This window comes from Variovorax sp. 10N432, assembly GCF_056394465.1.
In genome coordinates this window covers 403,771-430,007 of record NZ_JBFTHX010000001.1, presented here as the reverse complement: position 1 = coordinate 430,007, position 26,237 = coordinate 403,771, and the positions used below count along the sequence as shown (strand labels likewise).

The 26,237-nt window shown below is 66.5% G+C and carries 26 protein-coding genes; 14 read left to right on the top strand and 12 right to left on the bottom strand.

Annotated features, from left to right (window positions below; genetic code table 11):
- The first annotated feature begins 60 nt into the window (after positions 1-60).
- The 4 genes from AC1DF3_RS02090 (at position 61) to AC1DF3_RS02075 (ending at position 3,083) form a co-directional block, all read left to right on the top strand.
- A complete protein-coding gene (locus AC1DF3_RS02090; protein WP_286532053.1) occupies positions 61-1,638 on the top strand; it encodes a phospholipase D family protein in 1,578 nt (525 codons plus the stop codon).
- A 60-nt stretch (positions 1,639-1,698) separates the two neighbouring features.
- Entirely contained in the window at positions 1,699-2,046 is a 348-nt protein-coding gene (locus AC1DF3_RS02085) for a hypothetical protein (protein ID WP_301809928.1), read from the top strand.
- On the top strand, positions 2,039-2,284 hold the full coding sequence (locus AC1DF3_RS02080; RefSeq protein ID WP_286509024.1) for a hypothetical protein: 246 nt from the start codon (positions 2,039-2,041) through the stop codon (positions 2,282-2,284). Before AC1DF3_RS02085 ends, AC1DF3_RS02080 begins: the two co-directional genes overlap by 8 nt.
- A 232-nt stretch (positions 2,285-2,516) precedes the next feature.
- A complete protein-coding gene (locus AC1DF3_RS02075; RefSeq protein WP_286528790.1) occupies positions 2,517-3,083 on the top strand; it encodes a hypothetical protein in 567 nt (188 codons plus the stop codon).
- Positions 3,084-3,113: 30 nt separating this feature from the next.
- Here AC1DF3_RS02075 and AC1DF3_RS02070 read toward each other — a convergent pair whose 3' ends face one another.
- Positions 3,114-5,630, bottom strand: a complete 2,517-nt coding sequence (locus AC1DF3_RS02070) for a sodium-translocating pyrophosphatase (protein WP_286532049.1) — start codon at positions 5,628-5,630, stop codon at positions 3,114-3,116.
- A 253-nt stretch (positions 5,631-5,883) separates the two neighbouring features.
- Between AC1DF3_RS02070 and ppa the strand changes: the two genes are divergently transcribed.
- Entirely contained in the window at positions 5,884-6,411 is a 528-nt protein-coding gene (gene ppa, locus AC1DF3_RS02065) for an inorganic diphosphatase (protein WP_286528793.1), read from the top strand.
- A 51-nt stretch (positions 6,412-6,462) separates the two neighbouring features.
- On the opposite strand, the gene AC1DF3_RS02060 is transcribed toward ppa, so the two are convergent.
- The gene (locus AC1DF3_RS02060; protein ID WP_478138701.1) at positions 6,463-7,644 is read right to left on the bottom strand and encodes a GNAT family N-acetyltransferase; all 1,182 of its coding nucleotides are present in this window, start codon (positions 7,642-7,644) and stop codon (positions 6,463-6,465) included.
- A gap of 10 nt (positions 7,645-7,654) precedes the next feature.
- On the bottom strand, positions 7,655-8,596 hold the full coding sequence (locus tag AC1DF3_RS02055; protein WP_286532045.1) for a DMT family transporter: 942 nt from the start codon (positions 8,594-8,596) through the stop codon (positions 7,655-7,657).
- A 107-nt stretch (positions 8,597-8,703) separates the two neighbouring features.
- Here AC1DF3_RS02055 and AC1DF3_RS02050 point away from each other — a divergent pair, with 107 nt between their 5' ends.
- Both AC1DF3_RS02050 and AC1DF3_RS02045 read left to right on the top strand, forming a co-directional pair.
- Positions 8,704-10,398 carry an NAD+ synthase gene (locus tag AC1DF3_RS02050; RefSeq protein WP_286532043.1) on the top strand — a complete coding sequence of 565 codons (1,695 nt, stop codon included), beginning with the start codon at positions 8,704-8,706 and terminating at the stop codon, positions 10,396-10,398.
- Positions 10,395-10,733, top strand: coding sequence for a P-II family nitrogen regulator (locus tag AC1DF3_RS02045; RefSeq protein ID WP_286368035.1), 339 nt, complete (start codon positions 10,395-10,397; stop codon positions 10,731-10,733). The genes AC1DF3_RS02050 and AC1DF3_RS02045 overlap by 4 nt, the downstream gene beginning before the upstream one ends.
- Before the next feature lie 132 nt (positions 10,734-10,865).
- Here AC1DF3_RS02045 and AC1DF3_RS02040 read toward each other — a convergent pair whose 3' ends face one another.
- Genes AC1DF3_RS02040 through AC1DF3_RS02015 form a run of 6 tightly spaced genes read right to left on the bottom strand, consistent with a single transcriptional unit; the run spans position 10,866 to position 14,197 of the window.
- Positions 10,866-11,462 carry an LOG family protein gene (locus AC1DF3_RS02040; RefSeq protein ID WP_478138700.1) on the bottom strand — a complete coding sequence of 199 codons (597 nt, stop codon included), beginning with the start codon at positions 11,460-11,462 and terminating at the stop codon, positions 10,866-10,868.
- 18 nt (positions 11,463-11,480) lie between these two features.
- A complete protein-coding gene (locus tag AC1DF3_RS02035) occupies positions 11,481-11,870 on the bottom strand; it encodes a diacylglycerol kinase (protein ID WP_478138699.1) in 390 nt (129 codons plus the stop codon).
- The gene (locus tag AC1DF3_RS02030; protein ID WP_286532039.1) at positions 11,867-12,424 is read right to left on the bottom strand and encodes an RDD family protein; all 558 of its coding nucleotides are present in this window, start codon (positions 12,422-12,424) and stop codon (positions 11,867-11,869) included. Before AC1DF3_RS02030 ends, AC1DF3_RS02035 begins: the two co-directional genes overlap by 4 nt.
- A gap of 6 nt (positions 12,425-12,430) precedes the next feature.
- The gene (locus AC1DF3_RS02025) at positions 12,431-13,183 is read right to left on the bottom strand and encodes a DUF3106 domain-containing protein (RefSeq protein WP_478138698.1); all 753 of its coding nucleotides are present in this window, start codon (positions 13,181-13,183) and stop codon (positions 12,431-12,433) included.
- Between the two features lie 16 nt (positions 13,184-13,199).
- Positions 13,200-13,634 (bottom strand): DUF3619 family protein, encoded by a 435-nt coding sequence (locus AC1DF3_RS02020; RefSeq protein WP_478138697.1) that lies wholly within the window; start codon positions 13,632-13,634, stop codon positions 13,200-13,202.
- Positions 13,631-14,197 carry an RNA polymerase sigma factor gene (locus AC1DF3_RS02015; RefSeq protein ID WP_286528809.1) on the bottom strand — a complete coding sequence of 189 codons (567 nt, stop codon included), beginning with the start codon at positions 14,195-14,197 and terminating at the stop codon, positions 13,631-13,633. The genes AC1DF3_RS02020 and AC1DF3_RS02015 overlap by 4 nt, the downstream gene beginning before the upstream one ends.
- Positions 14,198-14,482: 285 nt before the next feature.
- On the opposite strand from AC1DF3_RS02015, the gene AC1DF3_RS02010 reads away from it, so the two are divergent.
- The 7 genes from AC1DF3_RS02010 (at position 14,483) to AC1DF3_RS01980 (ending at position 23,703) form a co-directional block, all read left to right on the top strand.
- Positions 14,483-16,267, top strand: coding sequence for an acetolactate synthase 3 catalytic subunit (locus tag AC1DF3_RS02010; protein ID WP_286532035.1), 1,785 nt, complete (start codon positions 14,483-14,485; stop codon positions 16,265-16,267).
- Between the two features lie 140 nt (positions 16,268-16,407).
- On the top strand, positions 16,408-16,899 hold the full coding sequence (ilvN, locus tag AC1DF3_RS02005; RefSeq protein WP_076998466.1) for an acetolactate synthase small subunit: 492 nt from the start codon (positions 16,408-16,410) through the stop codon (positions 16,897-16,899).
- 44 nt (positions 16,900-16,943) lie between these two features.
- On the top strand, positions 16,944-17,960 hold the full coding sequence (ilvC, locus tag AC1DF3_RS02000) for a ketol-acid reductoisomerase (protein WP_286368026.1): 1,017 nt from the start codon (positions 16,944-16,946) through the stop codon (positions 17,958-17,960).
- 149 nt (positions 17,961-18,109) lie between these two features.
- Positions 18,110-18,934: a CDP-diacylglycerol--serine O-phosphatidyltransferase gene (gene pssA / locus AC1DF3_RS01995; RefSeq protein ID WP_286528811.1), complete on the top strand. Its 825-nt coding sequence runs from the start codon at positions 18,110-18,112 to the stop codon at positions 18,932-18,934.
- 182 nt (positions 18,935-19,116) lie between these two features.
- Entirely contained in the window at positions 19,117-20,820 is a 1,704-nt protein-coding gene (gene leuA / locus AC1DF3_RS01990; protein WP_286532027.1) for a 2-isopropylmalate synthase, read from the top strand.
- Positions 20,821-20,871: 51 nt separating this feature from the next.
- Entirely contained in the window at positions 20,872-22,410 is a 1,539-nt protein-coding gene (locus AC1DF3_RS01985; RefSeq protein ID WP_478138696.1) for a 2-isopropylmalate synthase, read from the top strand.
- A 117-nt stretch (positions 22,411-22,527) separates the two neighbouring features.
- Positions 22,528-23,703, top strand: a complete 1,176-nt coding sequence (locus AC1DF3_RS01980; RefSeq protein WP_478138695.1) for a serine hydrolase — start codon at positions 22,528-22,530, stop codon at positions 23,701-23,703.
- Between the two features lie 99 nt (positions 23,704-23,802).
- On the opposite strand, the gene AC1DF3_RS01975 is transcribed toward AC1DF3_RS01980, so the two are convergent.
- Genes AC1DF3_RS01975 through aat form a run of 3 tightly spaced genes read right to left on the bottom strand, consistent with a single transcriptional unit; the run spans position 23,803 to position 26,126 of the window.
- On the bottom strand, positions 23,803-24,597 hold the full coding sequence (locus tag AC1DF3_RS01975; RefSeq protein WP_286532024.1) for an IclR family transcriptional regulator: 795 nt from the start codon (positions 24,595-24,597) through the stop codon (positions 23,803-23,805).
- A gap of 30 nt (positions 24,598-24,627) precedes the next feature.
- Positions 24,628-25,377 carry an arginyltransferase gene (locus AC1DF3_RS01970; RefSeq protein WP_286528825.1) on the bottom strand — a complete coding sequence of 250 codons (750 nt, stop codon included), beginning with the start codon at positions 25,375-25,377 and terminating at the stop codon, positions 24,628-24,630.
- On the bottom strand, positions 25,374-26,126 hold the full coding sequence (aat, locus tag AC1DF3_RS01965) for a leucyl/phenylalanyl-tRNA--protein transferase (protein ID WP_478138694.1): 753 nt from the start codon (positions 26,124-26,126) through the stop codon (positions 25,374-25,376). The genes AC1DF3_RS01970 and aat overlap by 4 nt, the downstream gene beginning before the upstream one ends.
- Positions 26,127-26,237 lie beyond the last annotated feature (111 nt).

Sequence of the window (26,237 nt, the reverse complement as noted above, 5' to 3'; positions counted from 1 at the left end):
TTCTAGGACTGCATGCCGCGGTCCATGACGCCCACCCGCCGCCACGAAAGCACACACGACATGAGGATTGACCTGGACCGCTGGCTTCGCCTGGCGCTGGTCGCGGCCGGCATCGCACTGCTGGCTGCCTGCGGCTCGCTGCCGATCGCCCGCGACCGCCCGGCCGAGTACGCCGCGGCGCCCGACCGGTCGACCCGGCTGGCCAAGATCGTGGCCGATTCGACGCCGCCGGGGGAGCAGTCGGGATTCCGGCTGATGCCGCTGGGCGTCTATTCGCTCGACGCCCGCATCCAGCTCGCCCAGCGGGCCCAGCAATCGCTGGTGGTGCAGTACTACCAGCTCGAGAACGACGCCACCGGGCGGCTTTTGATGCGCGCCGTGCGCGAAGCCGCCGCCCGCGGCGTCAAGGTTCGGGTGCTGGTCGACGACCTCTACACCGCCAAGAGCCAGCAGCCGCTGCTGGCGTTGTCGCACACGCCCAACGTGGAGGTGCGGCTCTTCAACCCCTTCTGCTGCGGCCGCGACGGCTTCCTGTCGCGCTTCATCGCCTCGCCGCAGGACATCGCGCGGCTCAACCACCGCATGCACAACAAGCTCTTCATCGCCGACGGCGTGGTGGCGGTGGTCGGCGGGCGCAACATCGCGGACGAGTACTTCGTGCTCAGCCAGGCGCAGAACTTCATCGACATGGACGCCCTGGTGGTCGGCCGGGTGGTGGCCGAGCTCGAGGCGATCTTCGACGCCTACTGGAACGCCGAACAGGTCTGGCCGATTGCCGAGATCGTGCGCGGACCCGGCGGTCGCCCGCCTGGCCCGGACGACTTCGATGCCTGGATCGGCATGAGTTCCCCGGCGCCGAAGGTCGAGCTGCCGCCCTCGGATGTGCTGGGCTACGGGCCGATCACCGAGGAGCTCGACGGCGGCCGCATGGGCCTGCTGTGGGGCGAGGCGCATGCGGTGGCCGATCCGCCGACCAAGCCGGCCACGATGAGCGCCGACGAGGCGCTCGCGACCAGCGTGACCATGAAGGTCTGGGGCCTCCTGATGGATGCGCGGTTCGAGGTCGACCTGACTTCGCCCTACCTGGTGCCGGGCGAGAAGGGGATGGCCGCGTTCGAGGACCTGTCGCGGCGCAAGGTCAAGCTGACGCTGCTGACCAATTCCCTGGCCGCCAATGACGAGCCGCTGGTCCACACCGGCTATGCGCGCTACCGCGAGCGCCTGCTCGCCAGCGGCGCCGACCTCTACGAGCTGAGCCCCGAGCGCACCACCGCCAACAAGCGCTTCGACATGTTCGGCAACTCGCTCGGCCGGCTGCACGCCAAGACGGCCGCGATCGACCGGCGGCGCATCTTCATCGGCTCGATGAACCTGGACCCGCGCTCGGCGACCCAGAACACCGAAATGGGCGTGGTGGTCGACAGCCCCCAGCTGGCGCGCGAAATGCTGCGCGTGATCAACATCAGCAAGCTCCAGAACTCCTACCGCCTGCGGCTGGACAAGGACACCGGCGCCCTCGAATGGCTCACCACCGACGGCGAAAAAGAGATGATCCTCCACTCGGAACCCGAATCCGGCTTTTTCAAGCGTTTCTACAATTCGCTGATTGCCCCGATCGTGCCGGAGATGCTGTTGTAGGCTCGGGGGATGGTTCTTTCACGCCCTTGCAATCCTTTGGCACCGCCCCACATGCTGTGCATGAACGCTACCCACACCCCCGCGCACAAGGCCGACCTGGCCGTCACGCATGTCCTGGCCCAGCTCCTCGAGCGGCTGGAACACAGCGCCGTGCCGGTAGGCCCCGAGCAATACCGGTCGGTGGTGACGCACCTGGTCGAGCAATTCCGCGACGCCGAGCCCGGCTCCGAGCTGGGCCGGCTGCTGGATGCCTATCCGGCCGCCTCCGAGGTGTACGAAAACCTCAACTACCAGCACGCCGGCCTCTGCCGCTCGGCGCTCGACACCTCGCTGGCCGCCGAATTGGCCGCCCGCAAGGCGATCGAACGCGCCATGCACGCCGCTGGACCGGAAGCCGCCCATGAGTAAGGCCGAGGTCAAGACCGCCGTGGTGGCCGACGGGCTGCGCTACAAGGCCAAGGCACCCGGCTCGCCGTTCCGGGCCTCGGCCTCGTTCAGCGGCGCCACCATGTCCTGCTTCATGTGCGGCAAGCATCGGGTCCGCTCGCAAATGCGCACCCGGCAGCTGCTGGGCAAGTCGCAGACCGTCTGCGCGCCGTCCTGCAAGGCACTCGACGAATTGGTGGAAGCCGGCGGCGGCGCCTGAAACGGCGAGCCGGCGGCCGGCTATCGGCCGCTCATTGGCAATTGATTGAGTCAATTTAGTACTTCGTGTTGCCTATCCATTGAAGGCAATTCGGACTACAGTTAGAAACAATTGATGCAAGCGATTTGCATCAATACCTAAGTTCTAATTGAGTAGATTCAATGCTTCCAATGAAACCCATTGCCTGCAACGGGTCGAAACTGACTCGAATGCTTGCGAAAGGACGGCCTCTGTGAGCCAGCTGCGTCACGTCATCATGCAGGTCGTCAAGCGCTCGGGTGGCGCGACGCACCATGTCGAGTTCTGCATCGACGACAACTTTGCCGAACGCCTGCGGCAGTTGCGTTCGCTGGTGCCTCCGCTCAATGCGCTCAACAAGCAGCGTGACTTGGTCATCGACAAGGTGCGCGTGCGGCTGCCGACCGCCATCTGGCGCTGCGGGGGCGACATCGACAGCTCGGTCGAAGGATCGTGCATCGTGATCGCTGCCGAAGGCTTCTTCAATTGCGGTGCCAAGGACCGCAAGACGAAGGAAAAGCTGGTCACCTACACCTTCCCGATCGCGCGCCTCATCGAGCTGCACATGGAGCGCCCGGCGGGCGAGACCTTCTACATCCGCGACGGCATCTTCACCAACGACGAGCCGGCGGAGTCGGCCGCCGGCCGTTGGGTCGCCTCACTGCATGAGCTCGAGGAAATGCGCGTGCCCGAGGCGCCGTCGGATTTCGACACCCTGCAGGGTGTGCCGCTGCGCACCGAGCAGGGCGCGCTGCCGGTGCAACGCGCCAGCCTGAACTGAGCGCGTCGCGCCGAGCCCGAGGGCGGGGCACTACTGGAGTTTGACTTCGACCCGGCGCGCTTCGGCCGGCGGCCCGTCGGCCTGGGTCTGGGCCGGCTTGGCGAGTTCGAGCTTGTCTTCGGGCACGCCGGCGATCTTGAGCGCGGCACCCACGGCCATCGCGCGCTGCTTGGCGAGTTCGGCGTTTTTCTCGGGGTCGCCGGTGGCGTCGTGGTAGCCGCTCACCAATACCCGGCCCCCGCTCTGCACCGCCTTCACGACATCGGCCAGCGCTGCGCTGGATCCGGCGGGCACTTCGGCGCTGTTGGTGGCGAAGTAGAACTTGACGACGCCGCCCTCGGTCTTGATCGAGGCGCCGCCGTCGGCGACCGGCGCCGCGGCGGGCGCTGCCGCGGCAGGACCCGGTGACGGTGCGGCCGGCGCTGCCGGCGCGCTGGCTGGCGGCGGGGCCATGGTGGGCGCCGTCATCGCGCCCGCATCGCCGGAGTGGAACTTGACCACCAGCGGCACGATCAGCAGCGCCACGATGTTGATGATCTTGATCAGCGGGTTGACCGCCGGGCCGGCCGTGTCCTTGTAGGGGTCCCCCACGGTGTCGCCCGTGACCGCCGCCTTGTGCGCCTCCGAGCCCTTGCCGCCATGGTGGCCGTCCTCGATGTATTTCTTGGCGTTGTCCCAGGCGCCGCCGCCGGTGCACATCGAGATCGCGACGAACAGGCCGGTGACGATGGTGCCCATCAAGAGCCCGCCGAGGGCCTTGGGTCCGAGCAGCAGGCCGACCAGGATCGGCACTACTACCGGCAGCAGCGAAGGAATCATCATTTCCTTGATCGCGGCGCCGGTCAGCATGCTCACGGCGCGGCCGTACTCGGGCTTGCCGGTGCCTTCCATGATCCCGGGGATCTCGCGGAACTGCCTGCGCACCTCCTCGACCACCGAGCCGGCCGCGCGGCCCACGGCTTCCATGGCCATGGCGCCGAAGAGGTAGGGGATCAGGCCGCCGATGAACAGGCCGACGATCACCATCGGGTCGCTCAGGTTGAAGCTGATGGCGAGCCCGTAGCTCTCGAGCTTGTGGGTGTAGTCGGCGAACAGCACCAGGGCCGCCAGGCCGGCCGAGCCGATCGCGTAGCCCTTGGTCACGGCCTTGGTGGTGTTGCCCACGGCGTCGAGCGGGTCGGTGATGTCGCGCACGCTGGCCGGCAGCTCGGACATCTCGGCGATGCCGCCGGCGTTGTCGGTGATCGGGCCGTAGGCGTCGAGGGCGACCACGATGCCGGCCATGCTCAGCATCGCAGTGGCGGCCACCGCGATGCCGTAGAGGCCGGCGAGCGTGTAGGAGGCCAGGATCGCGATGCAGACGAAGATCACCGGCCAGGCGGTGGAGCGCATCGAGACGCCGAGGCCGGCGATGATGTTGGTGCCGTGGCCGGTGGTCGAGGCCTGCGCGATGTGCTGCACCGGCGAATACTGCGTGCCGGTGTAGAACTCGGTGATCCAGACCAGCGCCGCGGTCAGCGCCAGGCCGACGAAGCAGGCGCCGAACAGCTTCAGCTGGCTGCCGGTGGCGGCGATCGCGTTGTCGGGGATCAGCCAGGCGGTGACGAACCAAAAGGCGATCAGCGACAGGATGCCCGCCACCGCGAGGCCCTTGTAGAGCGCCGGCATCACGTTGACCATGCCCGGCGAGGCCTTGACGAAGAAGCAGCCGATGATCGACGCGATGATCGACACGCCGCCCAGCGCGAGCGGATAAAGCACCGCGTTGACCGGCGCCGCGGCCACCATCAGCGCACCGAGCACCATGGTGGCGATCAAGGTGACGGCGTAGGTCTCGAAGAGGTCGGCGGCCATGCCGGCACAGTCGCCGACGTTGTCGCCCACGTTGTCGGCGATCACGGCCGGGTTGCGTGGATCGTCCTCGGGGATGCCGGCCTCGACCTTGCCCACGAGGTCGGCGCCGACGTCGGCGCCCTTGGTGAAGATGCCGCCGCCGAGGCGGGCGAAGATCGAGATGAGCGAGGAGCCGAAGGCGAAGCCGATCAACGGATTGAGCAGGCTGGCCAGGCTCTTGTCCGGCGTCAGGCTGCCGTTGCCGGCCAGGAACCAATAGAAGCCCGACACGCCGAGCAGACCCAGGCCGACCACCAGCATGCCGGTGATGGCACCGCCGCGGAAGGCGACGTCGAGGGCCGGGCCGATGCCTTGCGTGGCGGCCTGCGCGGTGCGCACGTTGGCCCGCACGGAGACGTTCATGCCGATGAAGCCGCAGGCGCCGGAGAGCACCGCGCCTATCACGAATCCCACGGCCGTGGTGAAGTCGAGGAAGAGGGCGATCAGGATCGCCAGCACCAGGCCGACGACCGCGATGGTGCGGTATTGCTTCGCGAGGTAGGCCGCTGCGCCGGTCTGGATCGCGGCCGCGATCTCCTGCATTCGGGCATTGCCCGGGTCTTTCGAAAGAATCCAGCTGCGCGCCCAGAATCCATAGGCCACGGCCACCAGGCCGCAGACCATGGCAAGGACGAGAGGGGTGTTGCCAGTCATGCCGTTGCTTCTCCAGTCGTTCGTTGTAACTAATGGAGACGAAAGCCGGACCCTGTGCGCAACGCGTACGGGACAGTGCTTCCGCCGCGTTGCTTCCTCGAAGCCCCGGTGCCGTGAAAGGCAGGGACCGATTGGCCAACGTGGGCAATTTACAGGCAAAAACCGCTTTGTGTGCGACTGTCCGATGACATGGAAAGTAAACTTCGGGTTTGTCCGCATCCCGCTAACACTTTCAACTACTCCAAGTCAGACCATGTCCCTCGGCCAAGTTTCCCCCGGCAAAGACGCCCCCGAAGCCTTCAATGTCGTCATCGAAATCCCGATGAACGCCGACCCGATCAAGTACGAAGTCGACAAGGAATCGGGCGCGATCTTCGTCGACCGCTTCATGACCACCGCGATGCACTACCCGACCAACTACGGCTACGTGCCGCAGACGCTGTCTGGCGACGGCGATCCGGTCGACGTGCTGGTGATCACGCCCTGGGCTCTGGTGCCCGGCGTGGTGGTGCCGTGCCGCCCGATCGGCATCCTGATGATGGAAGACGAGGCCGGTGTCGACGGCAAGGTGCTGGCCGTGCCGACCACCAAGGTGCTGCCGATCTACAGCCACTGGAAGACGGTGGAAGACGTGAACCAGATGCGTCTGAAGGCCATCACGCACTTCTTCGAGCACTACAAGGACCTCGAGGCCGGCAAGTGGGTCAAGGTGCTCGGCTGGGAAGGCATCGATGCCGCCAAGAAGGAAATCATGGACGGCATCGCGAACTACAAGAAGTAAACGCCGCCGTAGCAAATCAACGCCCCGCGATTTCGGTCGCGGGGCGTTTTTTCATTCTGGCGCGGTGTGGCGGAACGGACTGCGTTCGCCCAGGTGGTCCAGGTAGTTCTCGATGCCTGCACCTTCGCGCTCCAGGAAGCGCTCGACCGCGTCGGCGAAGGCCGGGTGGGCCAGCCAGTGGGCACTGGTGGTGCGCACCGGCATCAGCGCGCGCGCCATCTTGTGCTCGCCCTGGGCGCCGCCTTCGAAGCGCCGCACACCGTGCTCGATGCACCACTGCAGCGGCTGGTAGTAGCAGGCCTCGAAATGCAGGCAGTCGACCCGTTCGAGCGCTCCCCAGTAGCGGCCGTAGGCGATCCGCGGCGCGGGGGAATCGTCCGCGCCGCCGGGCCCGGCCGACAGCGCGATCAGGCTCGACGCGATCGGCTTGCCCTCGCGCTCGGCGATGAACAGCAGCCAGGCCTCGGGCATGGCCGCGGCCATGYGATGGAAGAAGTCGCGGTTCAGGTAGGGCGGATTGCCGTGCTCGCGATAGGTGCGGGCATAGCAGCGGTAGAAGAAGTCCCAGTCGGCGGCGCGGATGTCGGTGCCGCGCGACCAGCGGAAGGAGACGCCGGCGTCGTGCACCTTGCGGCGTTCCTGGCGAATCTTCTTGCGCTTGTCGTGGGCGAGGCTGGCGAGGAAGGCGTCGAAGCTTGGCCAGTCGGCATTGTCCCAGTGGAACTGGACCGTGTGACGCAGCATCAGGCCGGCTTCCGAACAGGCGGCGATGTCCTCGTCGGCGCCGAACAGCAGGTGCAGCGACGACAGTTCCTCTTCCTTGCACCAGGCGACCAGGGCCTGCGCCAGCAAGGCGCGGCTCTCGGCATCGCGGGCCAGCAGGCGCGTCCCCGGCACCGGCGTGAAGGGCACCGCGCAGACCGCCTTCGGGTAGTAGGCCAGCCCGTGCTGCTCGTAGGCGTTGGCCCAGGCCCAGTCGAACACGTACTCGCCGTACGAATGGTCCTTGATGTAGAGCGGGCAGGCCGCCATCAACTGCTTGCCGCGCCAGAGCGTGACGAACTGCGGCGTCCAGCCGCTCGCCGGCGAGGCGCTGGCGCTGGCGTCGAGCGCGGCCAGGTAGGCGTGGCGCATGAACGGGGAGGGCGCAGGCTGCAGGGCCAGCAGTGCGTCCCAGTCGGCGGCGTCGATCTCGGACGGCGAGCGGTGGATACGGACGATCGGCGTGGTCAAGGGCGTGGGGTCAGCGTTGCTTGCCGGGCCCGAAGGACTCGGCGATGTAGATGCCGCCCAGCACCAGCGCCAATGCGAGCGCGTGGTAGGCGGAGAGCGGCTCGCCGAGGACCAGCACCGCCAGCAGCGGGCCGAAGATCGGCACCAGGTTCAGGAACAGCCCGGCGCGCGCCGGCCCGATCGCCTCGACCGCCTGGATGAAGAAGATCTGCGAGACGAAGCTCGGCAGCAGGCCGATGAAGACGATCAGGGCGACCCCGGTGGCGGTCGGCATGAAGAAGTGGCCGGTGACGATCTCGGCCACCACCAGCGGCACCGAGGTGAGGGCCGCCACCGCCGCCATCGCGGCGAAGAAGACGATGGCCGGCACCGCCGGCCGATCGCGCAGCGCGAGCGCATAGCCGGCATACAGCAGGCACGCCAGCACGATCCAGAGGTCGCCGATGTTGAAGGCGAGGCCGGCCAGCAGCGCGAACTGCCCGCGCGATGCCACGACCACGATGCCGGTCAGCGTCACCAGCACGCCGATGATCTGCAGCGCGCCGATCCGGCTGCCGAAGAAGATGAAACCGCCCAGCAGCACGAGCACCGGAATGGTGCCCTGGATGATCGCGATGTTGATGGCGGTGGTGTGGTGCGCCGCGGCGTAGAAGAGGGCGTTGAAGCCGGTGAAGCCGAGCGTGCCCATCAAGGCGATGGAGCGCCAGGACGGCCGCAAGGCCCGCCAGTGCGTGGAGATCTCGCGCCGCGAACTCAGGGCCAGTGCGAGGCAGCAGACGATCCAGCGCGAGAAGGTCAGCATCATCGGCGAAACCTCGCCCACCGCCAGCCGGGCCGCCACGGCATTGGCGCCCCAGGTGAGCGTCGCCAGTACCAGCAGCAGGTAGGCCCGGCCCTGGGACCGGGGCGCAACGGCGTCGGAGAAGCTGGGGGAAGAAGAACCTGTGCGCATCGCCCGTCGAGGGTAACAGCCCGCGCCGCGGCGTGTGGAAGGTGGTCCGCAAGCCATGCGATTCGAAGGCCGATGACATAATCGACCAGCCTTTTTTCTACATCGACATGACCCTGAAACTCGCCATCGCGCAGCTCAATTTCGTCGTGGGCGACCTCGCCGGCAACGCCCGCAAGATCGTCGACGCGGCCCGCGACGCCTATGGACAGGGTGCGCGCCTGCTGCTCACGCCCGAACTGTCGATCTGCGGCTACGCCGCCGAGGACATGTTCCTGCGGCCGGCCTTCGTCACTGCCTGCGACGACGCGGTGCGCGCCGTGGCCGCCGAACTGGCCGACCTCGACGGCATGGTGGTGGTGGTGGGACATCCCACGGGCGGCAGCCTGCGCAGCCGGTCGGTCGCGGTGCAGCTGCGCCACAACGCCGCCAGCGTGCTCAGCGAAGGCCGCATCCTCGACACCTACGCCAAGCGCGAACTGCCGAACTACCAGGTGTTCGACGAGCGCCGCTACTTCACGCCGGGCGACGGCGTCTGCGTGTTCGAGGCCGGCGGCATCCGGGTCGGCCTGCTGATCTGCGAGGACGCCTGGTTCGACGCCCCGGCCCAGCTCGCCAAGGACGGTGGCGCCGAGATCCTCGCGGTCATCAACGCCTCGCCTTTCCATGTCGGCAAGGAGGGCGAGCGGGTCGCGCGCATGGCCGAGCGCGCCACCGCGGTGGGGCTGCCGCTGGTCTACGCGCACCTGGTGGGCGGCCAGGACGAGGTGGTGTTCGACGGCGCCTCCTTCGCCCTCGAGGCCGACGGCGCCAGGGTCGTGCAGGCCGAGAGCTTCCAGGAGCGCCTGGTCTTCGCCCAGCTCGAACGGCGCGCGACCGGCGTCGGCTTCGTGCGCAGCGAGGGCGCTGTCGCCGCGCCGCGCGCGCCCGAGGCCCAGCTCTGGGATGCGCTGGTCGTGGGCGTGCGCGACTACATCGGCAAGAACGGTTTTCCGGGCGCCATCCTCGGCCTGTCGGGCGGCATCGACTCCGCGCTGGTGCTGGCGATCGCGGTCGACGCGCTCGGCAAGGACCGCGTGCGGGCCGTGATGATGCCCTCGCCCTATACCGCCGACATCAGCTGGATCGACGCCCGCGAAATGGCCAAGCGGCTCGGCGTGCGCTATGACGAGATCTCCATCAAGCATACCTTCGAGTCCTTCCGCGGCGCGCTGGCCGAGGAGTTCAAGGGCCTGGCCGAGGACACCACCGAAGAGAACCTGCAGGCCCGCATCCGCGGCACCCTGCTGATGGCGCTGTCGAACAAGTTCGGCTCGATCGTGCTGACCACCGGCAACAAGAGCGAGATGGCCACCGGCTACTGCACGCTGTACGGGGACATGGCGGGCGGATTCGCGGTCATCAAGGACCTGCTGAAGACCACCGTGTTCGCCCTGGCGCGCTGGCGCAATGCGCACGACCCTTACGGCACCGGCACCGAGCCGATCCCCGAGCGGATCATCACCCGGCCCCCCAGCGCCGAGCTGCGGCCCGACCAGACCGACCAGGACAGCCTGCCGCCCTACGACATCCTGGACGGCATCCTGGCGCGCTACATGGAAGACGACGAAGGCATCGACGAAATCATTGCCGCCGGCTACGAGCGTGCCGTCGTCGAGCGGGTGGCGCGCCTCATCAAGATCAACGAGTACAAAAGGCGCCAGGCGCCGGTGGGTATCCGCGTCACCCACCGCAGCTTCGGCAAGGATTGGCGCTACCCTATCACCAGCAAGTTCAACGAAACCGCCGGAAGAAAGACCGTATGAAGCAAATCACCGCCATCCTCAAACCGTTCAAGCTCGATGACGTGCGCGAGGCCCTGGCCGAGGTCGGCGTCACCGGACTCACCGTCACGGAGGTCAAGGGCTTCGGCCGCCAGAAGGGCCACACCGAACTCTACCGCGGCGCCGAGTACGTGGTCGACTTCCTGCCGAAGATGCGCGTCGAGGTGGTCGTCAACGAGGCCGACGTCGAACGCTGCGTCGACGCCATCGTCAGCGCCGCGCGCACCGGCAAGATCGGCGACGGCAAGATCTTCGTCACCAACGTCGAGCGCGTCGTGCGCATCCGCACCGGCGAAGAAGACGAAGCCGCGGTATAAGCTCGCCCCCAGGTTGCCCGGCACTTCGTGTCCGGGCGCCCACCCCCGTCCGGGGGCGACACCGGCGGCCTGGCAGAGCCAGTTCCGCGGTGTCTCACCAACATGGGCCTGGCTGCGCCGGCCCCTTCGCGATCAAAGAACTTCTGCGAGCTTGTCGCCCTTGGGGTGGCGGCTCGCTTCCTCGGCCAGGGCCTCGAGCAGGGGGACGGTGTCGGTGCCGGTGCGCACCAGGGTCATCTGCCAGTCGTTCATGAAGCCCGCGCGGACACTCTCCGCCAGGAAGGCGAGCATGCCGTCGTAGTAGCCGCCGGCGTTCAGGATGCCCACCGGCTTGTCGTGGTAGCCGAGCTGGCGCCAGGTCCAGATCTCGAACAGTTCCTCGAAGGTGCCGATGCCGCCGGGCAGGGCCAGGAAGGCGTCGGCGCGTTCGCCCATCATGGCCTTGCGCTCGTGCATGGTGTCGACCACGTGCAGTTCGTCGCTCTGGCGGTTGGCGAGTTCCTTGTCGACGAGGGCCTTGGGAATGATGCCGACCACCCGGCCGCCGGCCGCGCGGGTGGCCTCGGCCACGGTGCCCATGAGGCCGGTGCGGCCGCCGCCGTAGACCAGTTGGCCGCCGCGCTCGCCGATCCAGCGGCCGACCGCCTGCGCCACGGCGGTGAATTCGGGGCGCTCGCCGGGACGCGAGCCGCAATAGACGCAAATCGAGAAAGAAGGGGAGGAAGTCATCCCCCGATCATGCCGCGCCTAGATGAATCTTTGCCACAAGGCAGCCAGCCAGACCCCGACGCACAGCAGGATCGTCAGCAGCACCGCCGCGCTGCCCAGGTCCTTGGCGGCCTTCGACAGCGAATGCCATTCGGGTCCGATGCGGTCGATGGCGGCCTCGATCGCGCTGTTGAGCAGCTCGACGATCAGGACCAGCACCACCGTGGCGACCAGCAGCGCCACCTCGACCCAGCTGCGGCCGACCCAGAAGGCGGCCGGGACCATGACGACGGCGCAGGCCACTTCTTCGCGGAAGGCGGCCTCGCGCCAACCGGCGCGAAAGCCGTTCACCGAGATCAAGGCGGCATGCCAGACGCGCTGGATGCCGCGCCGCAGCGCCTGCGGGTTGACCGGATCGGAGCCGTTCATCGCCGGCTCATCGGCTTGGAGGTGATCAGCCGGGTGCCGGCCCAGGCGTCGTGCCAGAACTGGCGCTCGGGATGGAAACGCGCCAGCAGGGCCCAGACCGCCACCCAGCCGAGGACCAGTACGGAGGCTTCGCCGCCGCCGAGCTTGAACGGCGCGATGAGTGCGAGGGGCGGCAGAAACCAGACCCAGCTGAGCAGGTAGCGCAGCAGCGCCCGGCCCTGGCTCAACGCCCGGCCCCGGCGGTCGACCACGCGGATGCCCCAGGTCTTCATGGCCAGGGTCTGGCCCTTGGCCCAGAAAAAGACGAAGTAGACGCCGAAGACGATGAACAGGAAAGCCTGCAGCAGATGCCGGCGCGAATCCATCGCGTCACGCATCTGGCCCAGGGTGCTGAAGAGCCAGCCGGCGACGAAGACCACCGCGAACAGCAGCATGCCTTCGTAGAGCCAGCAGGCCATGCGGCGCCAGAGACCGGGCGTGCCCGGCAGCGGGGACGCGGCGTCGCCGCCGGCAGCCGAGTGCGGTCCGGTCGGGCCGGAGAGTGTGGATGCCATCGACGATCAGGGCGCCGACGATGGCTGTTCGGTCTGGCGAAGAACCGGCGGGGTCGATGCCACCGGCGGCTCCGCGGCGGGGGCGCTGGGGGTCGGCGGCGGCACCTGCGCTTCGGCGGAGACGGGAGGGCTGAACGAGGGCGCCGGGGCGACCGGGCGTGCGACGACCGTCGGCGCGGCCGGTGGCGCCAGCTGGATGCGCGGCGTGTGCTGAGCGTCGGGTCCGGCCGCGGGCACTGGCACCAGCTTCTGGAGCGGCACCGGCCGGATGGCCGCGGCTGCGCCCGGCGAGGTCGTCGGAGCGCTGGCGGCGAGCCGGCTCTTTTCCTCGTCGCTGAGGGCCTGGTAGGCCTCCCACTTGGCCTTGCGCTCATCGGCGGGCAAGCGCTTCGCGTCGGCGAAATTGAGACGCGCCTGGGCGCGCTCCTTGTTGCTCAGCTTGGCCCACTCTTCCATGCGGCTGTGCAGGATATCGCGGTCAGCGGTCGACATCTCCGCGTAATCGCGCACGATCGCCAGCCATTTGCGCTTATGAGGCTCGGTCAATTCATCCCAGGTGGATGCCAGGGGCTCCAGGGCCCTCTGCTGACGCGCGGTCAGATCGCGCCAAGCGGGCTTGGCGACGGCCTTGGCCGCCGGAGCCGGTGCCTTGGCGGGCGGGGCGTCGGCGGGCGGCCCGGCCGCGGTCTCGAACGCGACCAGCACCAGCGCCGCGAACAGGACACCGGCCGCGGAAGAGAGGGGAAGTGAAGGCAGCATTCGTCGCGGGGAGGAATCAGCGCTCGCCAGCGTCGCTGGTCTTCAGGAACTGGGCGAAGCCGGGGTCGGTGTAGGCCGCGGGCGGCAGGTCATCGGTCAGGAGCGCCGAGTCGACTTCCGCCAGTTCGTCGGTACGGCGTTCTTCCTGGATCACGCTGATCGCCATCAGGCCCGCCACCAGCGCCACCAGCGGCACCACCGAGCCGATGCGCGTCCACCAGCCGCCACCGAGGACGGCGGCGCGGCCGCTGGCCACCGCCACCGGGACCGATCGGAGTTCGGGTGCGGTCTTGCGGCGTGCCACGGCCTGCACGCGGGCCGCGCGCAAGCGCTCGCCGACCTCGTGCGAGAGATCGAGGTTGCCGGCAGACAGGCGCGCGGCGACCCGGCGGCCGAATTGCTCTTCGAAGGCGACGGCGGACCCTGTCGGGCTGGTGTTTGTTGGTTTCATAGCGAAATTCCCTTGGCTCTGAGCGCCTTGCTCAAGGCGTGCACGGCCCGCGAACAGTGGGTCTTGACGCTCCCTTCGGAGCAGCCCATCGCGGCGGCCGTCTCGGCGACGTCCATTTCCTCCCAGTAACGCATTAGAAAGGCCTCGCGTTGACGTCCTGGCAGTGCGGCAATTTCTTCTTCGATCTCGTGAAAGATCTGCGTGCGCCGGGTGGCGTCCTCGGCGCTCTCGCTTTCGCGCGTGTCGGTCGGGGCCTGGACGTGTTCCAGCAGGTCGAAATCGCCATCGTCGTCGATCGATTCGAAATCGCTCAGGTTCGAGAACAGGGCCCGCCGGGTCTTCTGGCGCCGGAACCAGTCGAGCGTGCAGTTCGAGAGGATCCGCTGGAACAGCATCGGCAGCTCGTTGGCCGGCTTGTCCCCGTAGTGCTCGGCGAGCTTCATCATGCTGTCCTGCACGATGTCGAGCGCTGCCTCTTCGTCCCGCACGTGGTAGACGGAACGCTTGAATGCCCGTCGTTCGACGCTCTTCAGGAAGTCGGAAAGTTCTTTTTCAGTGGCCAAGCGAATCCGGCGCCGGGGTAGTGCGCCGCGTGGGGAAAAGTCTCGGGGACGTTTGTCTTTTTGTCGCCGCGAATTATGCCCCGGTGCCCGCCGGGCTCGCTCGGGCCGCCAATCGGGGTTCCTGCATGTCATAATCCGCCTTGCAAGTCAAAAGGCAAACGGGTCACGGTCCGGCGGTATACAGATACGCTCATGGTTGTGGCCTCAAGTCCTGACGCGGCTTCAAAAGAGCTGGCGAAGGGGCACCCAAGGTTTTTCGTTCCCGAAAAAACACAAAGGTTCATCATGGAAATCTCCAAGGCGGAACTCACTTCCGCAGCAGCCGCGTCCTCCGGGATGGGCAACCAAACCCAAGAACTCATGGGCGCCGAAGTGCTGGTCAAGGCACTGCAGGCCGAGGGCGTCAAGTACGTCTGGGGCTACCCCGGCGGCGCGGTTCTCTACATCTACGACGCCTTCTACAAGCAGGACACCATCCAGCACGTGCTGGTGCGCCACGAGCAGGCCGCCGTCCACGCGGCCGATGGCTATGCCCGCGCCACCGGCGACGTCGGCGTCGCCCTGGTCACCTCCGGTCCTGGCCTGACCAACGCGGTCACCGGCATCGCGACGGCCTACATGGACTCGATCCCGATGGTGATCATCTCGGGGCAGGTGCCGACCGCGGCGATCGGCCTCGACGCCTTCCAGGAATGCGACACCGTCGGCATCACGCGGCCGATCGTCAAGCACAACTTCCTCGTCAAGGATCCCAAGGACCTGGCGATGACCATGAAGAAGGCCTTCCACATCGCCCGCAGCGGCCGCCCCGGCCCGGTGGTGGTCGACGTGCCGAAGGACGTCTCCTTCAAGAAGGTCCCCTACAGCGGCTATCCCGACAAGGTCGAGATGCGCTCTTACAACCCGGTGCGCAAGGGCCACGGCGGCCAGATCCGCAAGGCGCTCCAGCTGTTGCTGAACGCCAAGCGTCCCTATATCTACACCGGCGGCGGCGTGCTGCTCGGCAACGCCACCAACGAACTCCGCACCCTGGTCGACATGCTCGGCTATCCGGTCACCAACACGCTGATGGGCCTGGGCGCCTATCCGGCCAGCGACCGCAAGTTCCTCGGCATGCTCGGCATGCACGGCACGATCGAGGCCAACAACGCGATGCAGAACTGCGACGTGCTGCTGGCCGTGGGCGCGCGCTTCGACGACCGCGTGATCGGCAACCCGAAGCACTTCGCCCAGAACGAACGCAAGATCATCCACGTCGACATCGACCCGTCGAGCATCTCCAAGCGCGTCAAGGTCGACATCCCGATCGTCGGCGACGTCAAGGACGTGCTGACCGAGCTGATCTCGATGATCCGCGAGAGCACGATCCGCCCCGATGCCGGTGCGCTGGCCAGCTGGTGGAGCACCATCGAGGAATGGCGCGGCAAGGACTGCCTCAAGTACGACCGTGGCAACAAGGAAGTGATCAAGCCGCAGTACGTCATCGAGACGCTGTGGAACATGACCAAGGACGCCGACACCTACATCACCTCCGACGTCGGCCAGCACCAGATGTGGGCGGCGCAGTACTACCGCTTCGACGAGCCGCGGCGCTGGATCAATTCGGGCGGGCTGGGCACCATGGGCGTGGGCATTCCGTACGCGATGGGCATCAAGCTCGCCAAGCCGGAGTCGGAAGTGTTCTGCGTCACCGGCGAAGGCTCGGTGCAGATGTGCATCCAGGAACTCTCGACCTGCCTGCAGTACAACACGCCGATCAAGATCTGCTCGCTCAACAACCGCTACCTGGGCATGGTGCGCCAGTGGCAGGAAATCGAGTATTCGGGCCGCTACAGCCACAGCTACATGGACGCGCTGCCCAACTTCGTGAAGCTGGCCGAGGCCTATGGCCACGTCGGCCTGCTGATCGAACGGCCGCAGGACGTGGAGCCGGCGTTGCGCGAGGCGCGCAAGCTCAAGGACCGCACCGTGTTCATGGACTTCCGCACCGACCCGACCGAGAACGTGTTCCCGATGGTCAAGGCGGGCATGGGCATCACCGAGATGCTGCTGGGGTCCGAAGACCTCTAGCGCGAGCGAAAGCGAAGCCACAAGTCCCCGGTTCGCAGAACCGGGTTTCAACTTTTTTATTTCGGATCAATCTATCGTTCCGTCGAGCCCGCGCATTACCGTGCACGGGGGAGGGCGGCGAAAAGAGGAGTCCTGCTGACATGAAACACATCATTGCCGTGCTGCTCGAGAACGAGCCCGGTGCACTCTCCCGCGTCGTCGGCCTGTTCTCGGCCCGCGGCTACAACATCGAATCGCTGACCGTCGCGCCGACCGAGGACCCGAGCCTCTCGCGCATGACCATCGTCACCGCCGGCTCGGACGACGTGATCGAGCAGATCACCAAGCACTTGAACCGCCTGATCGAGGTCGTCAAGGTGGTCGACCTGACCGAAGGCGCTTACACCGAGCGCGAGCTCATGATGGTGAAGGTGCGCGCGGTCGGCAAGGAGCGCGAAGAAATGATGCGCATGGCCGAGATCTTCCGCGGCCGCATCATCGACGTGACCGACAAGAGCTACACCATCGAGCTCACCGGCGACCACGGCAAGAACGACGCCTTCCTCGAAGCCATCGATCGCGGGGCGATCCTCGAGACGGTCCGTACCGGCGCCAGCGGCATTGGCCGCGGCGAGCGCATCCTGCGCGTCTGAACCCATCCATCCACACACCAGCGAATCAACGAAGGAGCACTCTCATGAAGGTTTATTACGACAAGGACGCCGATCTCAGCCTGATCAAGGGCAAGACCGTCGCGATCATCGGCTACGGCAGCCAGGGCCATGCGCACGCGCAGAACCTGAACGACAGCGGCGTGAAGGTCGTGGTCGGCTTGCGCAAGGGCGGCGCATCGTGGGACAAGGTCGGCAAGGCTGGCCTCAAGGTCGCCGAAGTCGCGGATGCGGTGAAGTCCGCCGACGTCGTCATGATCCTGCTGCCCGACGAGCAGATCGCCAGCGTCTACAAGAACGACGTCGCGCCGAACATCAAGGAAGGCGCTTCGCTGGTCTTCGCCCATGGCTTCAACGTGCACTACGGCTTCGTGCAGCCGCGTGCCGACCTCGACGTCTGGATGGTCGCCCCGAAGGCACCCGGCCACACCGTGCGCAGCACCTACACCCAGGGCGGCGGCGTGCCCCACCTCGTGGCCGTGCACCAGGACAAGAGCGGCAAGGCGCGCGACCTGGCCCTGTCCTACGCCACCGCCAACGGCGGCGGCAAGGCCGGCATCATCGAGACCAACTTCCGCGAAGAGACCGAGACCGACCTGTTCGGCGAACAAGCGGTCCTGTGCGGCGGCACGGTGGAGCTGATCAAGGCCGGCTTCGAGACGCTGGTGGAAGCCGGCTACGCGCCCGAGATGGCCTACTTCGAATGCCTGCACGAGCTCAAGCTGATCGTCGACCTGATCTATGAAGGCGGCATCGCCAACATGAACTACTCGATCTCGAACAACGCCGAATACGGCGAGTACGTGACCGGTCCGCGCATCGTCACGGACGAGACCAAGAAGGTCATGAAGCAGGTGCTGAAGGACATCCAGACCGGCGAATACGCCAAGAGCTTCGTGCTCGAAGCCGCCGCCGGCCAGCCCGCGCTGATCAGCCGCCGCCGCATCAATGCCGAGCATCAGATCGAAGTCGTCGGCGAGCAGCTGCGCGCGATGATGCCCTGGATCAAGAAGAACAAGCTGGTCGACCAGACCCGCAACTGATCCGGATTCTTTCCGATGCAAGAAGGGCCACCCTGCGGTGGCCCTTTTTCATGGAGGCGCGCTGTGCGCCTGAACTAAACTGCCACCGATGTTTGCCATCTCCCGTCCTGCCCCGTCCCCGAGCCCCTTTCGCACTGGAGGCCGACCCCATGCATGACGACACGCTTCCCGACGACGTGCCGACGCGCAAGCGGCGCAAGGGCATCTACATCCTGCCGAACCTGTTCACGCTGGCGGCCCTGTTCGGTGGCTTCTACTCGGTCGTGATGGCCATGAACGCGCGCTTCGACCTGGCCGCGCTCGGCGTCTTCGCGGCCATGGTGCTCGACAGCCTGGACGGGCGCGTGGCGCGCATGACCAACACGCAAAGCGCCTTCGGCGAGCAGATGGACTCGCTGTCCGACATGGTGTCCTTCGGCGCCGCGCCGGCCCTGATCGCCTACGAGTGGTCGCTCAAGGGACTGGGCCGCTGGGGCTGGATCGCGGCCTTCGTCTACTGCGCCTGCGCGGCGCTGCGGCTGGCGCGTTTCAACGTCAACACCGGGGTGGTCGACAAGCGCTGGTTCCAGGGCCTGCCGTCGCCGGCGGCGGCGGCGCTGGTGGCCGGCTTCATCTGGCTCGTGACCGAATGGGGCAAGCGCGGCGGCGAGGTGCTGTACCTGTCGTGGAACCAGATCACCTGGATCACCTTCGCCTTCACGCTGTATGCCGGGCTGTCGATGGTGACCAATGCGCCGTTCTACAGCTTCAAGGACATCCAGGTGAAGCGCAGCGTGCCGTTCGCCGTGATCGTGCTGATCGCGCTCGGCATCGCGGTCATCAACATCCACCCGCCGACCGTGCTGTTCGGCGTCTTCGTCGCCTATGGGCTGAGCGGCTACGTGGTGTACGCGTGGCGCAAGGCCAAGGGGCAGCAGGTGAGCGTGATCAGCATTTCGACGGATGAGCCCGACGAACGCGGGCTCCACAATTGAGCCGCACTGTGCTACATTCGAAACCCTCATGAACAAGATTTCGCTGGCCCTACTACTGATCCCCTTCGGGCGGAGACGGTAGAGCGCGCGCGCAAATCCCTCACCACGGCCCGTTCGCACCAGCAACGGGCCGTTTTGTTTGGGGTTGCTGGTGGACTCCCAACCACAGCGAGAAATCCAAGATGTTGAAGCAACCCGACCGCAAGTACCGCGCCTTCGCCCCGATCGCATTGAAGGACCGCACCTGGCCCGACGCCGTGCTGACCCGCGCGCCGATCTGGCTGTCGACCGACCTGCGCGACGGCAACCAGGCGCTGGTGGAGCCGATGGACATCGCCCGCAAGATGAAGATGTTCGAGACGCTGGTGGCGATCGGCTTCAAGGAAATCGAAGTGGGCTTTCCCTCGGCCTCGCAGGTCGAGTTCGACTTCGTCCGCAAGCTGATCGAGGAAGACCGCATCCCCGACGACGTCACGATCCAGGTGCTCACGCAGGCCCGCGACCACCTGATCGAGCGCACCTTCGAGGCGCTGCAGGGTGCGCCGCGCGCCATCGTGCACCTCTACAACGCGGTGGCGCCGATCATGCGGCGCGTGGTGCTGGGCATGGACGAGGACCAGATCGTCGAACTCGCGACCACCCATGCGCGCATGTTCAACGACTGCGCCGCCAGGCAGCCGGCCACGCAGTGGACCTTCCAGTACTCGCCCGAGATGTTCTCGGGCACCGACCTCGCGTTTTCCAAGCGGGTGGTCGATGCGGTCACCGAGGTCTGGGCGCCGACGCCCGAGCGCAAGTGCATCGTCAACCTGCCGTCGACGGTCGAGCATTCGACGCCGAACATTTTCGCCGACATGATCGAATGGATGCACCGCCATCTCGCGCGCCGTGACGCGATCGTGCTGTCGGTGCATCCGCACAACGACCGCGGCACCGGTACGGCAGCCGGCGAGTTCGCCCTGATGGCCGGCGCCGACCGCATCGAAGGCTGCCTGTTCGGCAACGGCGAGCGCACCGGCAACCTCGACCTCGTCAACGTGGCGCTCAACCTCTACACGCAGGGCGTGTCGCCCGAGCTCGATTTCTCGAACATCGACGAGATCCGCGCCGTCGTCGAGCACTGCAACCAGTTGCCCGTGCATCCGCGCCATCCCTATGTCGGCGACCTGGTCTACACCTCCTTCTCGGGCTCGCACCAGGACGCGATCAAGAAGGCCTTCAGCGACCGCAAGGACGGCGACATCTGGGACATGCCGTATCTCCCGATCGATCCAAAGGACGTCGGCCGGAGCTACGAAGCCGTGATCCGCGTCAACAGCCAGTCGGGCAAGGGCGGGATCGCCTACCTGCTCGAAAGCGAATACGGGCTCGAGTTGCCGCGTCGCCTGCAGATGGAGTTCAGCCAGGCCGTGCAGCGGGTGATGGACGTCGCAGGCAAGGAACTGACCGCCGCCGACCTCTATGCGTTGTTCGAGTCCGAGTACGGCGTGCGCGACGACAACGGTCCGCAGCACCAGGTGCTCGAAGAGCAGGGCGAAGGCGCCGCCGCATCGGTGGTGCTGCGCGCCGACCTGCCGTGGGAGGGGGACATCCGTCCGATCGAAGGCCGCGGCAACGGACCGATCGACGCCTTCATCCACGCCCTGGCCGGCGCCACCGGGCACGCGATCCGCGTGATCGACTACCACCAGCACGCGATCGGCGCCGGTGCCGACGCCCAGGCGGTCGCCTACCTCGAACTGCGCGTCGACGAAGCGATGACGCTGTTCGGTGTCGGCATCGATGCCAATATCATCTCGGCCTCGCTCAAGGCCATCGTTTCGGGGTTGACCCGGGCGCGGGCGCGGGGCGCGCACAGCGCACAATCGGTGGCTGAACCCGCATAAGGCGACGCACGGACGCGCCCCTTGGGCGCGTCCCGGCACAAGGAGACCACGATGGCTGACAAACTGATCATTTTCGACACCACCCTGCGCGACGGCGAACAGTCGCCGGGTGCCTCCATGACCAAGGACGAGAAGCTGCGCATCGCGCGTCAGCTCGAGCGGCTGCGGGTCGACGTCATCGAGGCCGGCTTCCCGGCCAGTTCGAACGGCGACTTCGATGCCGTGAGCGCGATCGCCAAGGCGATCAAGGACTCCACCGTCTGCGGCCTGTCGCGGGCCAACGACCGCGATATCTCGCGCGCGGCCGAGGCGCTCAAGGGGGCCGCCAACGGGCGCATCCACACCTTCATCGCGACCTCGCCATTGCACATGGAGAAAAAGCTGCGGATGACGCCCGACGAGGTGTTCGAGCAGGCCAAGCTGGCGGTGCGCTTCGCCCGCAACCTGGTGGCCGACGTCGAGTTCAGCCCCGAGGACGGCTACCGCAGCGACCCGGACTACCTGTGCCGGGTGCTCGAGGCCGTGATCCACGAAGGCGCCACCACGATCAACGTGCCGGACACCGTGGGCTACGCCATTCCCGAGCTCTACGGCAACTTCATCAAGTCGCTGCGCGAGCGCATCCCGAACAGCGACAAGGCCATCTGGTCGGTCCATTGCCACAACGACCTCGGCATGGCGGTGGCCAATTCGCTGGCCGGCGTCAAGATCGGCGGTGCCCGGCAGGTCGAATGCACCATCAACGGACTGGGCGAGCGCGCCGGCAACTGCTCGCTCGAAGAGATCGTGATGGCGGTCAAGACCCGCAAGGATTACTTCGGCCTCGAGATGGGCATCGACACGCGCCACATCGTGGCCGCCAGCCGGATGGTCAGCCAGACCACCGGATTCGTGGTGCAGCCGAACAAGGCGGTGGTGGGGGCCAATGCCTTCGCCCATGCCTCCGGCATCCACCAGGACGGCGTGCTGAAGGCCCGCGACACCTACGAGATCATGCGGGCCGAGGACGTCGGCTGGAGCGCCAACAAGATCGTGCTGGGCAAGCTCAGCGGCCGCAACGCCTTCAAGCAGCGGCTGCAGGACCTGGGCGTTACCATGGACAGCGAGGCCGACATCAACGCCGCCTTCGCCCGCTTCAAGGAACTGGCCGACAGAAAAAGCGAAATATTTGACGAAGACATCCTCGCTTTGGTCAGCGACGGAGAGCTCTCGCACGTTGGTGAGCAGTTCGGCTTTGTATCCTTGTCGCAACATAGTGAAACAGGTGAGCGGCCCCAGGCCCGCATCGTCTTCACCGTGCAGGGCAAGGAGGTCACGGGCGAGTCCGACGGCAATGGTCCGGTCGACGCGTCCCTGAAGGCGATCGAGGCCCATGTGAAGAGCGGGGCCGAGATGGTGCTCTATTCGGTCAATGCGATCAGTGGGTCGACCGAGAGCCAGGGGGAAGTGACGGTGCGTCTGCAGAATGCGGGCCGGGTGGTCAACGGGGTCGGTGCCGATCCCGACATCGTGGTCGCTTCGGCAAAAGCATACTTAAGTGCTCTCAACAAGTTACAGAGCCAAGCTGAGAGAGTGGCAGCACAAGGTTAGGTTTTCGGTACTCCTTGTATTCGATTTGAAGAAGAGGGTGCAAGTAACTGATATTGCGTGTCTTTTTTGATTTCGTTTACACTGCGGTCACCTTTTATCGCCGCTGGAGAGTTTTAAATGTCTGAAGCCCGTTCCTACCGAGTTTCCAGCCAGCGGTTCCTACCCACCCTCCGCCTTGCCGCCGTCGTTCTGTGTGCGACGGCGTTTTTGTTGCCCGGGGCGCAAGCCGCCACCGCGGCCAAGAAGAAGACGGCCGTGAGCGCCGACTCGAGCCGCAAGGCCGCTTCGGGCGCGAGCGCGAAACACGCTGGCGGCAAGCAGGTCGCGAAGGTTGACAAAGCCGACAAGAGCGTGAGCGGCGGACGCAACGTGGTGGCGACGATCCGCCAGAAGAATGGCAAGACCGTGGTGGCCGTGCAGCGCCGCTCGATCGTCCGCGTCGCGGAAGCCGCGCCGGCGCGCCAGTCCTTTGGACAGATGGCCGGCCTGCACAGCACCGAAGACGCGCTCGACCTGAAGTCCAGCGTGGCCCTGGTGATCGACCAGGACACCCAGGAAGTCCTGTTCAGCAAGAACGACCACGCCGTGCTGCCGATCGCATCGTTGACCAAGCTCATGACCGGGCTGCTGATCAGCGAGGCCAAGCTGCCGTCCGATGAACTGATCACCATCACCCAGGACGACGTCGACACCGAGAAATTCAGCCGCTCGCGGCTGGTGGTGGGCACCAGCCTGCCGCGCGGGGAACTGCTGCACCTGGCGCTGATGTCGAGCGAGAACCGTGCGGCCCACGCCCTCGGCCGCACCTACCCCGGCGGCCTGTCCACCTTCGTGAGCATCATGAATGCCAAGGCCAAGATGCTCGGCATGAAGGACACGAGCTACGTCGAGCCGACCGGCCTGTCGAGCCGCAACCAGTCGAGCGCCCAGGACCTGGCCCTGCTCGTGAACGCCGCCTACGCCGACGCGACCGTGCGCCAGCTGTCGACCTCGCCCGAGTACCAGGTGGAAGTCGGCAACCGCACGCTGCAGTTCAACACCACGAACCGCCTGGTCAAGAGCCCGGATTGGGACATCGGGGTGCAGAAGACCGGCTACATCTCGGAAGCCGGGCAGTGCCTGGTCATGCAAGCCAAGATCGCCGGTCGCAAGCTGATCATGGTGTTCCTGGATTCGGCCGGCAAGTTCAGCCGGATCGGGGATGCGGAGCGGGTCCGCCGCTGGGTCGAGGCGACCCATATGGGCAGGCCGAATCCGGGGATGCAGCAGGCGTTTGCGCACGCTGCGAGCTGAAGGCGGGGGGAGCGGGGACCTTTGATCAGTTGAGGACAGAGCAAAAACCGCTGCGCGGTTTGTTGGTCTGTCCCGCAAGGTCTCAGGTTCCGCAAGGTCTCACGAGGCGACCTGCTGCTCGGCCTTGTAACCCAACGCACCTGAAATCTCGTTGGCGGTGGCTTGCAGCTTCGGCAGCCATCCCTCGTCGAGCCGGTCGGCGGGTGCCGAGATCGACAGGCCCGCGACCAGCTTGCCCTGGTCGTCGTAGATGCCGGCCGCCATGCAGCGCACGCCGAGCTCGAGTTCCTCGTTGTCGCGCGCGATGCCGTACTGGCGGGCCTTGGACAATTCGCGCTCCAGGGCCGGCAATTGCGTGATGCTGTTGCGCGTGTGGCCGGCCAGGCCGGTCCGGGTGGCGTAGCTGCGGATGCGCTGGGGCTCGTCGACCGCCAGGAACAGCTTGCCGGTCGAGGTGAGGTGCAGCGGCGCCCGGCCACCGATGGCCCGCACCACCTGCATGCCCGAGCGCTCGCTGTAGGCGCGCTCGATGTAGACGATCTCGTCGCCCTGGCGCATGCTGAGGTTGACCGGCTGCTGGGTGAGCTTGTGCAGCTCCCGCATCGGCGTCAGCGCCGCGTCGCGCACATTGAGCCGGCCCTTGACCAGGTTGCCCAGCTCCAGCAGCCGCATGCCGAGCCGGTAGCTGCCGGCCTCGGGGCGGTCGACGAAGCGGCCGACAGCCAGGTCGTTGAGGATGCGGTGCGTGGTCGACGGATGCAGGCCCGTCTTTTCGCTGATTTCCTTGAGGGAAATCGCTTCTTCACGCGACGCCAGCACATCGATGAGCGAAAACATCCGCTCGATGACCTGGATCACGGGGGTGGCGGGAACGTCAGATTGTGGTTTTCTCATGTGCAACGCGGTGGGAGAYCGGTCGCCATTTTACTTGGTGAAATGGGTTTGCGGTTGCCAGCGACCGTCGATCAGCACTTCATGCGGCGTAAAGCGCGCCTTGTAGTTCATCTTGGCGCTGCCTTCGATCCAGTAGCCGAGATAGACGTGGGGCAGGGCGAGCTTGCGGGCCTGTTCGATCTGCCACAGCACGCTGTAGTTGCCGTAGCCGGCGCCCGGCTCGGGCTCGTAGAAGGTGTAGACCGCCGACAGGCCATCGTTCAGCACGTCGAGGATGGAGACCATCTTGAGGGCGCCGGCGCTGCCGTCGGGGAGCGTCTCGCGGAACTCGACCAGCCGCGAATTGACCCGGCTCTGGAGCAGGAACTGGGTGTACTGGTCGATGCTGTCGTGGTCCATGCCGCCACCCGAGTGGCGGCCGTTCTGGTAGCGCAGGTAGAGTTGGTAGTGCTCGGGCACGAAGCACAGCTTGAGCACCCGGGCCTGCAGGTTGGCGTGGCGCGTCACGGCGCGGCGCTGGCTGCGATTGGGCTTGAATTCGTTGGCCAGCACGCGCAGCGGCACGCAGGCGCTGCAACCGTCGCAATACGGCCGGTAGGTGAACATGCCGCTGCGGCGGAAGCCGCTCAGCACCAGGTCCGAGTAGGCGTCGTTGTGGATCAGGTGGCTCGGCGTGGCGACCTGCGAGCGCGCCTGCCGGTCCGGCAGATAGCTGCACGGATAGGGGGCCGTTGCGTAGAACTGCAGCGTGTGGAGCGGGAGATCCTTGAGGTGCGTCACGTCGGGTTGGAGCTTCGCGCAGGCAGGAGTTCATTCCAGTATACGGGCTCGAAGCGCCAGACAGGGCCGGGTTCGCGGCGCGCGTGGGCGACGTGCGACACGAAGCGCTGGCGCGGCATTTCGCGGGCCCCGAGGCTGGCGAGATGGCTGGTTTTCTGCTGGCAGTCGATCATGGCGATGCCATGGCGGCGGCAGAACGCGACCAGGGCCGCCAAGGCCATCTTCGAGGCGTCGGGACGGCGCGTGAACATCGATTCGCCGAACACCGCGCGGCCGATGGCGACGCAATAGAGGCCGCCCGCGAGCGCGCCGTCGATCCAGGTCTCGATGCTGTGGGCATGGCCGGCGCGGTGCAGTTCGCCGTAGGCGGCCAGCATCTCCGGCAGGATCCAGGTGCCGGACTGGCCGGCCCGCGGTGCTTGGGAGCAGGCCGAGATGACCGTCTCGAAGCTGTGGTCGAAGCGGATTTCGCAGCGCGGCGAGGCGCGGAACGCGGCCAGGGTCTTGCGCAGCGACCGGTGGAGCCGGAAATCGGCCGTCTGGAGCACCATGCGCGGGTCGGGGCTCCACCAGAGGATCGGCTGGCCCTCGCTGAACCATGGGAAGATGCCGCTGCCATAGGCCCGCAGCAGACTGGCGACGTCGAGGCTGCCGCCGGCCGCCAGCAGGCCGGGCACGGGATCGGCATCGCCCCAGGCCAGGGCGGCATCGGGCAGGGGATCTCCAGGATCGAGCCAGGGCAGTTGCATGGTCGGAGGTATACACGGCTTCGGACGGGGCGCATCCGTTGCACAAGCCGAATGATCGCCAAAACCCTATAGTCGTTCCTGCACCCGCAAAAAATGCCCCCAACAAAGCAA